Origin of the sequence: Enterobacter sp. ENT02, from assembly GCF_019219165.1 — a bacterium.
GTDB lineage: Bacteria > Pseudomonadota > Gammaproteobacteria > Enterobacterales > Enterobacteriaceae > Enterobacter > Enterobacter mori.
Map to the genome: position 1 here is coordinate 241,768 of NZ_JAHUWD010000004.1, position 14,147 is coordinate 255,914.

Below are 14,147 nucleotides of genomic sequence, written 5' to 3' on the forward strand. Positions count from 1 at the left end.
TTTACTCTTTCCATTTCACTAAAAAACACGTCACCCTTTATCGTTTGGATTGAGGGCTGCTGTCAACCGTTGTTGCACTTCAAGCTGCAGGTCATTATTAAGGGCACGTCGGTCCGCTGTGGCGATTATAAATAAATCTTCTACTCGCTCACCAATGGTTGTAATTCGGGCGCCATGAAGCGAAATTCCCAGATCGGCAAAAACCTGGCCGACGCGGGCAAGTAGCCCTGGCTGATCGAGCGCAATCAGCTCAAGGAACGATTTGCGGTCGGTGTGGGTTGGCAGGAAATTGACCTCGGTATCGACGGTAAAATGACGCAATTTTGCAGGCTGGCGACGCGGCTGCGGCGGTTGCCAACTGCGCTGGGTAATGGCCTGCTCCAGACCAAAACGAATCCCTTCATGCCTGTCCGACGATAGCGGGCTGCCGTCCGGCTCCAGCACAATAAAGGTGTCCATTGCCATGCCGTCGCGGGTGGTGAAAATCTGCGCGTCGTGAACGCTCAGATTACGCCTGTCCAGTTCGGCGCAGACGGCGGCAAACAGATAGGGTCGGTCCGGGCTCCAGATGAAGATCTCCGTGCCCCCGCGCGTGGCCTGCGGGCTGAGCAGGATCATCGGCTTCGACAAATCGTGCTTCAGCAGATGCCGCGCGTGCCAGGCAAGCTGGTTTGGGCTGTGGCGCACAAAGTAGTTGGCGCGGCAGCGCGCCCAGATCTGATGCAGCGCCTCTTCATCAATATTATCCATCCGCAGCAGCGCCAGCGCCTGCAGCTGATGGTGGCGCACGCGCTCGCGCATGTCCGGGGTGTTTTGCATACCACGACGCAGCTGTTTTTCGGTAGCGAAGTACAGTTCGCGCAGCAGGCTCTGCTTCCAGCTGTTCCACAGGGTTTCGTTGGTGGCGCAAATATCCGCCACCGTCAGGCAGACCAGATAGCGCAGGCGGTTTTCCGTTTGCACCTCTTCGGCGAATTGCTTAATGACTTCAGGATCCTGAATGTCACGACGCTGTGCGGTGACCGACATCAGCAGGTGATGACGGACCAGCCAGGCCACCAGCTGCGTTTCGCGTGAGTTCAGCCCGTGCAGCTCAGCAAATTTCAGCACGTCTTGCGCCCCCAGCACCGAGTGGTCGCCGCCGCGACCTTTGGCGATATCGTGGAATAGGGCGGCGATCAGGATCAGTTCAGGATGGGAGAGGCGTGGCCACAGTTCAACGCACAGCGGGTGGCGGGATCGCGTCTCTTCTTTCGCAAAGCTTTCCAGCTTGAGCATCACGCGGATCGTGTGTTCATCCACTGTGTAAGCGTGGAAAAGATCGAACTGCATCTGACCAACAATATGCGACCACTGGGGCATATACGCCCACAGCACGCTGTGGCGGTGCATCGGCAGCAGGCCGCGGCTGACGGCGCCTGGATGGCGCAGCATGCTCAGGAACAGGGCGCGCGCTTCCGGGATATAGCACAAAGGCTGAGTCAGGTGGCGGCGCGCATGGCGCAGATGACGCAGGGTGGTGGAGTAGATCCCGGTGATGGTGCTGTTGCGCACCATGGTATAGAACATCCGCAGAATCGCTTCCGGCTCGCGCATAAACAGCGTTTCGTCGCGCAGATCGATAAGCGTGCCGCGCAGCTGGAATTCGTCATCAATCGGGCGCGGTTTTTCGTCCGCCGTCAGGGCCAGAATGGCCTCGTCGAACAGCTGCAACAGCATCTGGTTCAGCTCGGTCACCCGGCGGGTGACGCGGAAGAAATCCTTCATCATGTGCTCAACCGGCTCGTTGCCTTCGCCCTGGTAATTCAGGCGCTGCGCCACGCTGAGCTGGCGATCAAACAGCAGGCGGTTGTCGTAGCGGGTGACTTCCAGATGCAGGGCAAACCGGATGCGCCACAGCAGGTGCAGGCACTCGTTTAGCTCGTTACGCTCGGCCTCGGTGAGGAAGCCGAAGCCGACCATCTCATCCATTGACGTCGCGCCAAAGTGGCGACGGGCGACCCATTGCAGGGTATGAATGTCGCGCAGGCCGCCGGGGCTGCTTTTAATATCGGGTTCAAGATTATAGCTGGTGCCGTGGTAACGCTGGTGGCGCTGGTTTTGCTCCTCGACCTTCGCGGCGAAGAACTTTTCTGACGGCCAGAAGCCGTCGCTGAAGATGTGTTTCTGTAGCTCCAGGAACAGCGCGACGTCGCCAATCAGCAGGCGGGTTTCAATCAGGTTGGTGGCGACGGTCAGGTCAGATAGCCCCTCCAGCAGACACTCTTCCAGGGTGCGCACGCTGTGGCCCACTTCCAGCTTCACGTCCCAGAGCAGGGTCAGCAGTTCGCCAATTTTTTGCGCCTGTTCGTCCGGCAGCTTTTTGCGGCTTAAGATCAGCAGGTCGATATCGGAAAGCGGATGCAGTTCACCGCGACCATAGCCCCCGACGGCAACCAGCGCTACGTCGCTAATCTGCCCGAAGCCGTAATCGATCCACAGGCGTTGCAGCAGCTGGTCGATAAACTCGGTGCGTGCTTCGATGAGCTGCTCGGCGGAAATGCCTGCGTCAAACGCGCTACTGAGCCAGCGCTGGAAGACATCCATATGTGCTTTGATATCGGCACACTTCAGTTCATGCGGCGGCCAGACGCCCGGGTTGTCGGGCTGGTCGGGAAGGGTGGGAAGGGCTGTGTTAGCATACTGTTCGGGTAAAAGATTACTCATCGTGCGCCACCCATAAGAAAAAGCTATCGCCATTAAAAAAGCCGGCATTCGCCGGCTCTTTTATCACTCAATGTTCGTCAGTATCGCCGGGATGGTGTCATCCTTGCGCAACGTCATAATTTCGCAGCCGTTGTCTGTTACCACAATAGTATGCTCGTACTGTGCAGACAAGCTTCTGTCTTTGGTTTTCACCGTCCAGCCGTCTTTCATGGTGCGGATGCGGTAATCGCCAGAGTTGACCATTGGCTCAATGGTGAAGGTCATGCCTTTCTGCAGCACCACGCCGCCGTCATCCGCATCGTAGTGCAGAACCTGCGGCTCTTCGTGGAAGACGCGACCAATGCCGTGCCCGCAGTACTCGCGCACCACGGAGAAACCTTCTGCTTCCACGAACTTCTGGATAGCCGCACCGATAGTACGCAGACGGATGCCTGGTTTCACCATCTTCAATGCCAGGTAGAGGCTCTCTTGCGTCACTTTACACAGGCGCTCGCCGAGGATGGTCGGTTTGCCTACGATGAACATCTTAGAGGTGTCGCCGTGGTATTCGTCTTTAATGACGGTCACGTCGATGTTAACGATGTCGCCATCTTTCAGCAGTTTTGCGTCGTCAGGAATACCGTGACAAACCACTTCATTTATAGAGATGCACACGGATTTTGGAAAACCGTGGTAGCCGAGGCAGGCGGAGACCGCGTGCTGCTCGTTGACGATGTAGTCATTACAGATGCGATCCAGCTCGCCGGTGCTGACGCCCGGCTTCACGAATGGCTCGATCATTTCCAGCACTTCAGCGGCCAGACGACCGGCGACGCGCATCTTTTCAATTTCTTCAGGAGTCTTAATAGAGATAGCCATGTAATCTGTCCATCGGTGTCGATTTTTCGACAATACTAGTTCAAGTGTCGTCAATGGTAACAGTCTGGCGCACCCACTGCCAAATTGAGAATCATTAACAGCACACACCGTCAACAATTATTGGTTTCTGGCCGTGTTTTGTGGTATAAAGCGCGCCGGACTTCCGATCCATTTCAGATACACAGGCTGGACGGAAGCGACAAATCTCACTTTGTGTAACAACACACACGTATCGGCACATATTCCGGGGTGCCCTTTGGGGTCGGTAATATGGGATACGTGGAGGCATAACCCCAACTTTTACTATAGAGGTTTTAAACATGGCAACTGTTTCCATGCGCGACATGCTCAAGGCTGGTGTTCACTTTGGTCACCAGACCCGTTACTGGAACCCGAAAATGAAGCCTTTCATCTTCGGCGCACGTAACAAAGTTCACATCATCAACCTTGAGAAAACTGTACCAATGTTCAACGAAGCCCTGGCTGAGCTGAACAAGATCTCTTCCCGTAAAGGTAAGATTCTGTTCGTTGGTACTAAGCGCGCTGCAAGCGAAGCTGTGAAAGATGCTGCTAACAGCTGCGACCAGTTCTTCGTGAACCATCGCTGGTTGGGCGGCATGCTGACCAACTGGAAAACTGTTCGTCAGTCCATCAAACGCCTGAAAGATCTGGAAACCCAGTCTCAGGACGGTACTTTCGATAAGCTGACTAAGAAAGAAGCGCTGATGCGTACTCGTGAACTGGACAAGCTGGAAAACAGCCTGGGCGGTATCAAAGATATGGGCGGCCTGCCAGACGCGCTGTTCGTAATCGATGCAGACCACGAGCACATCGCAATCAAAGAAGCTAACAACCTGGGTATCCCGGTATTCGCTATCGTTGATACCAACTCCGATCCGGACGGTGTTGACTTCGTTATCCCGGGTAACGACGACGCAATCCGTGCTGTTAGCCTGTACCTGAGCGCTGTTGCTGCTACCGTTCGTGAAGGCCGTTCCCAGGATCTGGCTTCTCAGGCGGAAGAAAGCTTCGTAGAAGCTGAATAATAAGGTTTTACCCCTTATTAGTACCGTGTATGAATAGGGGCCAATTATCGGCCCCTTTTTTCAATTTATACTGTTTGGCTTATGGCCGGGCAGTTCACATCTCCCGAGGATTTAAGAATGGCTGAAATTACCGCATCCCTGGTAAAAGAGCTGCGCGAGCGTACTGGCGCAGGCATGATGGATTGCAAAAAAGCGCTGACTGAAGCGAACGGCGACATTGAGCTGGCAATCGAAAACATGCGTAAATCCGGTGCGATCAAAGCAGCTAAGAAAGCAGGCAACGTTGCTGCTGACGGCGTGATCATCACTAAAATCGACGGCACCTACGGTATCATTCTGGAAGTTAACTGCCAGACTGACTTCGTTGCTAAAGATGGCGGTTTCCAGGCATTTGCGAACAAAGTACTGGACGCAGCTGTAGCGGGCAAAATCACTGACGTTGAAGTTCTGAAAGCACAGTTCGAAGAAGAGCGTGTTGCGCTGGTTGCTAAAATCGGTGAGAACATCAACATCCGTCGCGTATCTTCCCTGGAAGGCGACGTTCTGGGTTCTTACCAGCACGGCGCACGTATCGGTGTTCTGGTTGCGGCTAAAGGCGCTGATGAAGAGCTGGTTAAACAGCTGGCAATGCACATCGCTGCAAGCAAGCCAGAATTCGTTAAGCCAGAAGACGTGTCTGCTGAAGTGGTAGAGAAAGAGTACCAGGTTCAGCTGGACATCGCGATGCAGTCTGGTAAGCCTAAAGAAATCGCAGAGAAAATGGTTGAAGGCCGCATGAAGAAATTCACCGGCGAAGTTTCTCTGACTGGCCAGCCTTTCGTTATGGATCCAAGCAAGTCTGTTGCTCAGCTGCTGAAAGAGCACAACGCTGACGTAACTGGCTTCATCCGCTTCGAAGTGGGCGAAGGCATCGAGAAAGTTGAGACTGACTTCGCAGCAGAAGTTGCTGCAATGTCCAAGCAGTCTTAATGATTGAAAAGGAGCCGCCTGAGGGCGGCTTCTTTTTGTCACCCGTCATACAAAATCAGACAGGTTACTGTATCCCTGCGCTGGTTTGCGGCATAACATGTCGCCAGAATTAACCCCATCTTAATCGTTGACAGTCTCAGGAAAGAAACATGGCTACCAATGCAAAACCCGTGTACAAACGCATTCTGCTTAAGCTGAGTGGCGAAGCGCTGCAGGGAACGGAAGGCTTCGGTATTGACGCAAGCATCCTTGACCGCATGGCACAGGAAATCAAAGAACTGGTCGAACTGGGTATTCAGGTTGGCGTGGTCATTGGCGGTGGCAACCTTTTCCGTGGTGCTGGTCTGGCGAAAGCGGGGATGAACCGCGTTGTGGGCGACCACATGGGTATGCTGGCAACCGTGATGAATGGCCTGGCCATGCGTGATGCGCTCCATCGCGCCTATGTGAACGCCCGCCTGATGTCCGCTATTCCTCTGAACGGCGTGTGCGATAACTACAGCTGGGCAGAAGCCATCAGCCTGCTGCGCAATAACCGCGTGGTGATCCTCTCCGCCGGTACGGGTAACCCGTTCTTTACCACCGATTCCGCTGCCTGCCTGCGCGGTATCGAAATCGAAGCCGATGTGGTGCTGAAAGCGACCAAAGTGGATGGCGTGTTTACTGCCGATCCGGCAAAAGATCCTTCTGCGACCATGTACGATCAGCTGAGCTACAGCGAAGTGCTGGATAAAGAGCTGAAAGTAATGGATCTTGCCGCCTTCACGCTGGCTCGTGACCACAAACTGCCGATCCGTGTCTTCAACATGAACAAGCCGGGCGCACTGCGCCGCGTTGTAATGGGCGAAAAAGAAGGCACTTTGATCACGGAATAATTTCCGTCGGCGATAAATACAGGTAAGATTCCGCTTTACTTTGTAGTGGTATCTTACCCGGACGCGCCTTTGGCGTTGTCATGAATTAAACGCGACTATACTTAGCACACCTGTAGCGCTGTGCTGGCGGTTAGTCTGCCTGAGACAAGTTTTCAAGGATCCGTAACGTGATTAACGACATCAGAAAAGATGCTGAAGTACGCATGGATAAATGCGTAGAAGCGTTCAAAAACCAAATCAGCAAAATCCGTACTGGCCGTGCTTCTCCAAGCCTGCTGGATGGCATCATCGTAGAATACTACGGTACGCCAACTCCACTGCGTCAGCTGGCGAGCGTTACCGTAGAAGATACCCGTACGCTGAAAATCAACGTATTCGATCGTTCAATGAGCCCGGCTATTGAGAAAGCGATCATGGCGTCTGACCTCGGTTTGAACCCAAGCTCTGCGGGTGCTGACATCCGCGTTCCGCTGCCTGCGCTGACCGAAGAACGTCGTAAAGACCTGATCAAAGTGGTGCGCGGTGAAGCTGAGCAAGGTCGTGTTTCCGTACGTAACGTACGCCGCGACGCGAACGATAAAGTGAAAGCGCTGCTGAAAGAAAAAGAGATCAGTGAAGATGATGACCGTCGTTCCCAGGATGACGTGCAGAAGATGACTGACGCGGCTATCAAGAAAATTGATGCGGCGCTGGCAGATAAAGAAGCGGAACTGATGCAGTTCTGATTTCTGTCGTACACTGATAAACGCCGTTCAGGGGACGTTGTGTCTTACTGGCGGCGTTTTGCTTTTATCTGGTCTAACTTTTTCCCGGGCATCTCATGAAGCATTTAACACTCCTTGGCTCAACCGGCTCTATCGGTTGCAGCACTCTTGACGTGGTTCGCCATAATCCTGAAAGCTACACCGTGACCGCCCTTGTGGCCGGTAAAAACGTGCAGCGCATGGTGGAGCAGTGTCTGGAGTTTACGCCCCGCTTTGCAGTGATGGATGACGAAGAGAGTGCTCGCCAGGTGAAAGCGCAGCTGCAGGAAAAGGGCAGCCGCACCGAGGTGCTCAGCGGTCAACAGGCGGCATGCGAAATGGCGGCGCTGGATGAGGTCGATCAGGTGATGGCCGCCATCGTTGGGGCGGCTGGGCTTCTGCCGACGCTTGCCGCTATTGATGCCGGTAAAGATGTTCTGCTGGCGAATAAAGAGTCGCTGGTGACCTGCGGACGCCTCTTTATGGAGGCCGTCAAACAGCGCGGCGCGCGTCTTTTACCGGTTGATAGCGAACACAACGCCATTTTTCAGAGTTTGCCGCAACCTTTTCAACAGAACCTGGGGTACGCTGACCTGGAGCAGAATGGCGTTGTGTCGATTCTGCTCACCGGGTCTGGTGGCCCGTTCCGTGAAACGCCACTGTCTGAACTGAGCGCAATGACGCCGGATCAGGCGTGCCGTCATCCGAACTGGTCGATGGGTCGTAAGATCTCCGTTGATTCAGCCACCATGATGAATAAAGGTCTGGAATACATTGAAGCGCGCTGGCTGTTTAATGCGTCAGCGAAACAGATGGAAGTGCTGATCCACCCGCAATCGGTGATTCACTCTATGGTGCGCTATCAGGATGGCAGCGTGCTTGCTCAGTTGGGCGAACCGGATATGCGCACGCCTATTGCTCACGCCATGGCGTGGCCAAACCGTGTGACATCCGGGGCAAAACCGCTCGATTTTTGCAAGCTGAGTTCACTGACCTTTAGCGAGCCTGATTACGACCGTTACCCTTGCCTTAAGCTCGCGATGACGGCCTTTGACCAAGGGCAGGCGGCGACGACGGCACTGAATGCAGCGAATGAAGAGACCGTTGAGGCATTTCTGAATCAGCAGATCCGCTTTACCGATATCGCAGCAATGAATCTTTCAGTGCTTGAATTGATGGATTTGCGCGAGCCACAAAGCGTGGAAGAGGTGCTGGCGGTCGATGCAGAGGCTCGCATTGTTGCGCGTAAACTGGTGACACGTCTCGCAAGCTGGTGATAAAGCAGCCACTAGTCGTCGTGCTATTTGTTAGCGTTGTGCTTCAGTGATATAGTCTGCGCCACCTGATCGCAGGTATTTGACTTTATGTGGTCAGGTAAGCCGTGGTTTGACACGGCTTTTTTATGTATAGGCTTCAGTATTCCTGTGTACCGTTAAATCCTTTTCAGGGACTAAAAACGCGTTATGTTGTCTGCGAATCAACCAATGAGCGAAAACTTGCCAGCGCATGGCTGTCGTCATGTAGCAATCATCATGGATGGCAACGGCCGCTGGGCGAAAAGACAAGGGAAGATACGAGCCTTTGGGCATAAAGCGGGGGCGAAGTCCGTTCGCCGCGCCGTTTCTTTTGCCGCCAATAACGGCATTGATGCGTTAACGCTCTATGCTTTTAGCAGTGAGAACTGGAATCGACCACCGCAGGAAGTGACTGCGTTGATGGAACTGTTTGTGTGGGCGCTCGATAGCGAAGTAAAAAGCCTGCACCGCCACAACGTCCGCCTGCGTATTATTGGCGAAACCAGTCGTTTTAACTCACGTTTGCAGGAACGGATTCGCAAAGCAGAAGCGCTGACGGAAAATAATACCGGCCTGACGCTCAATATCGCGGCGAATTACGGCGGACGCTGGGATATTATTCAGGGCGTTCGGCATCTTGCCGAGCAGGTTCAGGAAGGGCTGTTGAGACCCGACCAAATTGATGAAGAGGCGCTCAGTCGGCAAATCTGCATGAATGAACTGGCGCCTGTGGATTTGGTAATAAGGACAGGGGGAGAACACCGCATAAGTAACTTTTTGCTTTGGCAAATCGCCTACGCCGAACTTTACTTTACTGATGTTCTTTGGCCCGATTTTGATGAACAAGACTTTGAAGGTGCGCTGCATGCCTTTGCCAATCGAGAGCGTCGTTTCGGCGGCACCGAGCCTGGTGGCGACAAAGCCTGATGGGGGTAGCTTTTGCTGAAGTATCGCCTGATTTCCGCTTTTGTATTAATACCCATTGTCATTGCGGCGCTGTTTTTACTGCCCCCAGTGGGATTCGCGATTGTTACGCTGGTGGTGTGCATGCTCGCCGCCTGGGAATGGGGACAGTTTAGCGGCTTTACCTCGCGCACACAGCGGGTATGGCTGGCGGTGCTTTGTGGCTTTATCCTGGCCCTGATGCTGTTCACGTTGCCTGAATATCATCACGATATTCACCAACCGCTGGTTGCCGGATCCTTATGGATATCGCTGGCATGGTGGGTTGCTGCGCTTGTGTTGGTGCTTTTTTATCCAGGCTCTGCGGCACTGTGGCGAAATTCTAAAGTGTTGCGCCTTATTTTTGGTCTGCTCACAATTGTTCCATTTTTCTGGGGTATGGTCGCGCTGCGCGCCTGGCACTATGACGAAAACCACTATAGCGGTGCCCTCTGGCTGCTTTATGTGATGATTCTCGTCTGGGGGGCTGACTCTGGAGCCTATATGTTTGGTAAACTGTTCGGCAAACATAAACTGGCGCCGAAGGTTTCCCCGGGTAAAACCTGGCAAGGATTCATTGGTGGCCTGTTTACGGCGGCGATCATCTCCTGGGGTTATGGCCTATGGGCGAATCTGGAGGTAGCACCGTCAACATTGCTGGTGTGCTCAATTTTCGCTGCGCTGGCCTCGGTGCTGGGTGATCTCACCGAAAGTATGTTCAAGCGTGAAGCAGGGATTAAAGACAGTGGTCACTTGATTCCAGGCCATGGCGGGATACTGGATCGCATTGACAGCCTGACGGCGGCTGTTCCAGTGTTTGCTTGCTTGCTTTTACTGGTATTCGGGACGATTTAACGGAAGGTTTTATGCTGAGCATTCTCTGGAATCTGGCGGCGTTCATTGTTGCACTGGGTGTACTGATTACCGTGCATGAATTTGGCCATTTCTGGGTTGCTCGACGCTGTGGCGTGCGGGTGGAGAGATTCTCCATCGGGTTTGGTAAATCGCTCTGGAAGCGTACCGATCGCCATGGCACCGAGTTTGTCATCGCCCTTATTCCGCTGGGCGGCTACGTCAAAATGCTCGACGAGCGCGTCGAGCCTGTCGCGCCAGAACTGAGACACAGCGCGTTTAACAACAAAACCGTTGGGCAACGTGCTGCCATCATTGCTGCCGGTCCGGTAGCCAATTTCATCTTTGCTATCTTCGCTTACTGGCTGGTGTTTATCATCGGTGTCCCTGGCGTGCGTCCGGTTGTCGGTGAAATTGCCCCTGGCTCTATTGCAGCGAGTGGGCAAATTGCACCTGGGATGGAACTTAAAGCGATTGATGGCATCGAAACCCCTGATTGGGATGCCGTGCGATTGCAGCTGGTTGCGAAAATTGGTGATGAGAAGACGACTGTCAGCGTGTCGCCTTTTGGATCAGACCAGCGGCAGGAAAAAGTGCTGGATTTACGCCACTGGAGTTTCGAACCCGACAAAGAAGATCCCGTTTCCGCTCTGGGGATTCGGCCGCGCAGCGCGCAAATCGAACCGGTATTAGCCGAAGTACAGGCTAACTCCGCAGCGAGTAAAGCGGGTTTGCAAGCGGGCGACAGGATCGTTAAAGTCGATGGTCAACCATTAACACAATGGATGACCTTTGTTACTCTGGTACGCGATAATCCGGGTACATCGCTCGCGCTGGAAGTGGAAAGACAGGGGAGTCCGCTCTCACTGACGCTGATTCCGGATACCAAATCGAGCAGCGGAAAGGCAGAAGGGTTTGCAGGCGTTGTGCCGAAAGTGATCCCACTGCCAGATGAGTACAAGACAATACGCCAGTATGGGCCGTTCAGCGCCATCCTTGAAGCCACGGATAAAACATGGCAACTGATGAAGCTGACGGTAAACATGTTGGGGAAATTGATAACCGGTGATGTGAAACTGAACAACCTCAGTGGGCCTATTTCGATTGCTCAGGGGGCTGGGATGTCAGCGGAGTTCGGGGTGATTTACTATCTCATGTTTCTCGCGCTCATTAGCGTGAACCTCGGGATAATCAACCTGTTCCCGCTTCCCGTATTAGACGGGGGCCATCTGCTGTTTTTAGCCATTGAAAAGCTAAAAGGCGGACCGGTATCCGAGCGAGTTCAAGACTTTAGTTATCGCATTGGCTCGATTTTGCTGGTGCTGTTAATGGGGCTTGCACTTTTCAATGATTTCTCTCGGTTGTAAGAGAGTTAGTTAGGAAGAACGCATAATAACGATGGCGATGAAAAAGTTGCTCATAGCGTCGCTGCTGTTTAGCAGCGCCACCGTATACGGTGCTGACGGGTTCGTAGTGAAAGATATTCATTTCGAAGGCCTTCAGCGTGTCGCCGTTGGTGCGGCCCTCCTCAGTATGCCTGTGCGCCCCGGCGATACGGTTAATGATGAAGACATCAGTAACACCATCCGCGCTCTGTTTGCCACTGGCAACTTTGAGGACGTCCGCGTCCTGCGCGATGGTGATACGCTGCTGGTTCAGGTAAAAGAACGTCCAACGATCGCCAGTATCACCTTCTCCGGCAACAAGTCGGTGAAAGATGACATGCTCAAGCAAAACCTTGAAGCATCCGGTGTTCGTGTGGGGGAGTCCCTGGACCGCACAACCCTTGCAGACATTGAAAAAGGTCTGGAAGACTTCTATTACAGCGTCGGTAAATACAGCGCCAGCGTGAAAGCGGTAGTGACGCCGCTGCCGCGTAACCGTGTTGACCTGAAACTGGTCTTCCAGGAAGGTGTTTCTGCGAAGATCCAGCAGATCAACATCGTGGGTAACCATGCGTTCAGCACCGACGAGCTGATCTCAACGTTCCAGCTGCGTGACGAAGTGCCGTGGTGGAACGTGGTGGGTGACCGTAAATACCAGAAACAGAAACTGGCAGGCGACCTTGAAACCCTGCGCAGCTATTATCTGGATCGCGGTTATGCCCGTTTCAACATTGATTCAACTCAGGTCAGTCTGACTCCGGACAAGAAAGGGATCTACATTACGGTTAACATCACAGAAGGCGATCAGTACAAGCTTTCTGGCGTTGAAGTAAGTGGAAACCTGGCGGGGCATTCTGCTGAGATTGAGTCGCTGACCAAAATTCAGCCCGGCGATCTGTATAGCGGTTCTAAAGTCACCAAAATGGAAGACAGTATTAAAAAGCTGCTCGGCCGCTATGGTTACGCCTATCCTCGCGTACAAACTCAGCCGGAAATCAACGACGCTGAGAAAACCGTTAAGCTGCACGTGAACGTTGATGCGGGTAACCGTTTCTACGTGCGTAAGATCCGCTTCGAAGGTAACGATACTTCTAAAGATTCCGTTCTGCGTCGCGAAATGCGCCAGATGGAAGGGGCGTGGTTGGGTAGCGACCTGGTTGACCAGGGTAAAGAGCGTCTGAATCGTCTGGGTTACTTCGAGACGGTTGATACTGATACCCAGCGTGTACCAGGCAGCCCGGATCAGGTTGATGTCGTCTATAAAGTAAAAGAGCGTAACACCGGTAGCTTCAACTTCGGTGTGGGCTACGGTACTGAAAGCGGTGTGAGCTTCCAGGTCGGTGTTCAGCAGGATAACTGGCTGGGTACGGGGTACTCTGTTGGTATCAACGGTACCAAAAACGACTACCAGACCTACTCTGAGTTTTCTGTCACAAACCCATACTTCACCGTTGACGGTGTGAGCCTGGGTGGTCGTATCTTCTATAACGACTTTAAAGCAGACGACGCGGATCTGTCCTCCTATACCAACAAGAGTTACGGTGTAGACGGTACGCTCGGCTTCCCGGTGAACGAATACAACACGCTGCGTGCGGGCTTAGGTTATGTGCATAACGACCTGTCCAACATGCAGCCTCAGGTGGCGATGTGGCGTTATCTGGATTCCATTGGCCAGTCGGCAAGTACGTCCAGCGATGACAACGGTTTCGCGGCGGATGACTTCACCTTCAACTACGGCTGGACATATAACCGCCTTGACCGTGGTTACTTCCCTACGGAAGGTTCTCGCGTCAATCTGAACGGTAAAGTGACCATTCCTGGCTCTGATAACGAGTTCTACAAGTTGACGCTGGACACGGCGTCTTACTTCCCAATTGATGATGACCACAAGTGGGTTGTCCTGGGTCGTACTCGTTGGGGCTACGGTGACGGGATTGGCAGTAAAGAGTTGCCGTTCTATGAAAACTTCTATGCGGGCGGTTCCAGCACCGTTCGTGGCTTCCAGTCCAATAACATTGGTCCGAAAGCGGTCTACTACGGCGGTAATGACGAAGATAACTGCGCAAGCCGTGATCCAAAACAAGTGTGTAGCTCTGATGATGCAGTCGGCGGTAACGCTATGGCCGTGGCGAGCCTTGAGTTCATCACGCCTACGCCGTTTATCAGCGACAAGTACGCGAACTCTGTCCGTACCTCCTTCTTTATGGATGCGGGTACGGTGTGGGATACCAACTGGGAGAATACCGCCCAGATGCGTGCGGCAGGTGTTCCAGACTACAGCGATCCGGGCAACATTCGCATGTCCGCAGGTATCGCATTACAATGGATGTCACCGCTGGGGCCGTTGGTCTTCTCTTACGCCCAGCCGTTTAAGAAATACGATGGAGACAAAGCGGAGCAATTCCAGTTTAACATTGGTAAAACCTGGTAATAATTCGCTGCAAAGGAATGCGTTGGCAGTGTAGCGCTGACAACT

11 protein-coding genes are annotated in these 14,147 nt (G+C 53.4%); 9 read left to right on the forward strand and 2 right to left on the reverse strand.

What is annotated here, in order from left to right; all coding sequences use genetic code 11:
• Positions 1-30 precede the first annotated feature (30 nt).
• Both glnD and map read right to left on the reverse strand, forming a co-directional pair.
• Entirely contained in the window at positions 31-2,706 is a 2,676-nt protein-coding gene (gene glnD, locus KW829_RS15685) for a bifunctional uridylyltransferase/uridylyl-removing protein GlnD (protein ID WP_218308580.1), read from the reverse strand.
• A 63-nt stretch (positions 2,707-2,769) separates the two neighbouring features.
• On the reverse strand, positions 2,770-3,564 hold the full coding sequence (gene map, locus KW829_RS15690) for a type I methionyl aminopeptidase (RefSeq protein ID WP_010426734.1): 795 nt from the start codon (positions 3,562-3,564) through the stop codon (positions 2,770-2,772).
• A 320-nt stretch (positions 3,565-3,884) separates the two neighbouring features.
• Between map and rpsB the strand changes: the two genes are divergently transcribed.
• The 9 genes from rpsB to bamA all read left to right on the forward strand — a co-directional run bounded on the left by rpsB (position 3,885) and on the right by bamA (position 14,102).
• A complete protein-coding gene (gene rpsB, locus KW829_RS15695; RefSeq protein ID WP_003856207.1) occupies positions 3,885-4,610 on the forward strand; it encodes a 30S ribosomal protein S2 in 726 nt (241 codons plus the stop codon).
• Between the two features lie 117 nt (positions 4,611-4,727).
• Complete coding sequence (gene tsf / locus KW829_RS15700) at positions 4,728-5,579, forward strand: translation elongation factor Ts (RefSeq protein WP_006173611.1); 852 nt, start codon at positions 4,728-4,730, stop codon at positions 5,577-5,579.
• A gap of 149 nt (positions 5,580-5,728) precedes the next feature.
• Positions 5,729-6,454, forward strand: coding sequence for a UMP kinase (pyrH, locus tag KW829_RS15705; RefSeq protein WP_006173609.1), 726 nt, complete (start codon positions 5,729-5,731; stop codon positions 6,452-6,454).
• Positions 6,455-6,621: 167 nt separating this feature from the next.
• Positions 6,622-7,179, forward strand: a complete 558-nt coding sequence (frr, locus tag KW829_RS15710) for a ribosome recycling factor (protein ID WP_006173607.1) — start codon at positions 6,622-6,624, stop codon at positions 7,177-7,179.
• Between the two features lie 95 nt (positions 7,180-7,274).
• Positions 7,275-8,474: a 1-deoxy-D-xylulose-5-phosphate reductoisomerase gene (gene ispC, locus KW829_RS15715; RefSeq protein WP_109081838.1), complete on the forward strand. Its 1,200-nt coding sequence runs from the start codon at positions 7,275-7,277 to the stop codon at positions 8,472-8,474.
• Between the two features lie 186 nt (positions 8,475-8,660).
• Positions 8,661-9,419 (forward strand): (2E,6E)-farnesyl-diphosphate-specific ditrans,polycis-undecaprenyl-diphosphate synthase, encoded by a 759-nt coding sequence (gene ispU / locus KW829_RS15720; protein ID WP_089599138.1) that lies wholly within the window; start codon positions 8,661-8,663, stop codon positions 9,417-9,419.
• Between the two features lie 12 nt (positions 9,420-9,431).
• Positions 9,432-10,289 carry a phosphatidate cytidylyltransferase gene (cdsA, locus tag KW829_RS15725; protein WP_010426717.1) on the forward strand — a complete coding sequence of 286 codons (858 nt, stop codon included), beginning with the start codon at positions 9,432-9,434 and terminating at the stop codon, positions 10,287-10,289.
• Positions 10,290-10,300: 11 nt separating this feature from the next.
• On the forward strand, positions 10,301-11,653 hold the full coding sequence (gene rseP / locus KW829_RS15730) for a sigma E protease regulator RseP (protein WP_042719072.1): 1,353 nt from the start codon (positions 10,301-10,303) through the stop codon (positions 11,651-11,653).
• Between the two features lie 31 nt (positions 11,654-11,684).
• On the forward strand, positions 11,685-14,102 hold the full coding sequence (bamA, locus tag KW829_RS15735; RefSeq protein WP_042719073.1) for an outer membrane protein assembly factor BamA: 2,418 nt from the start codon (positions 11,685-11,687) through the stop codon (positions 14,100-14,102).
• Positions 14,103-14,147 lie beyond the last annotated feature (45 nt).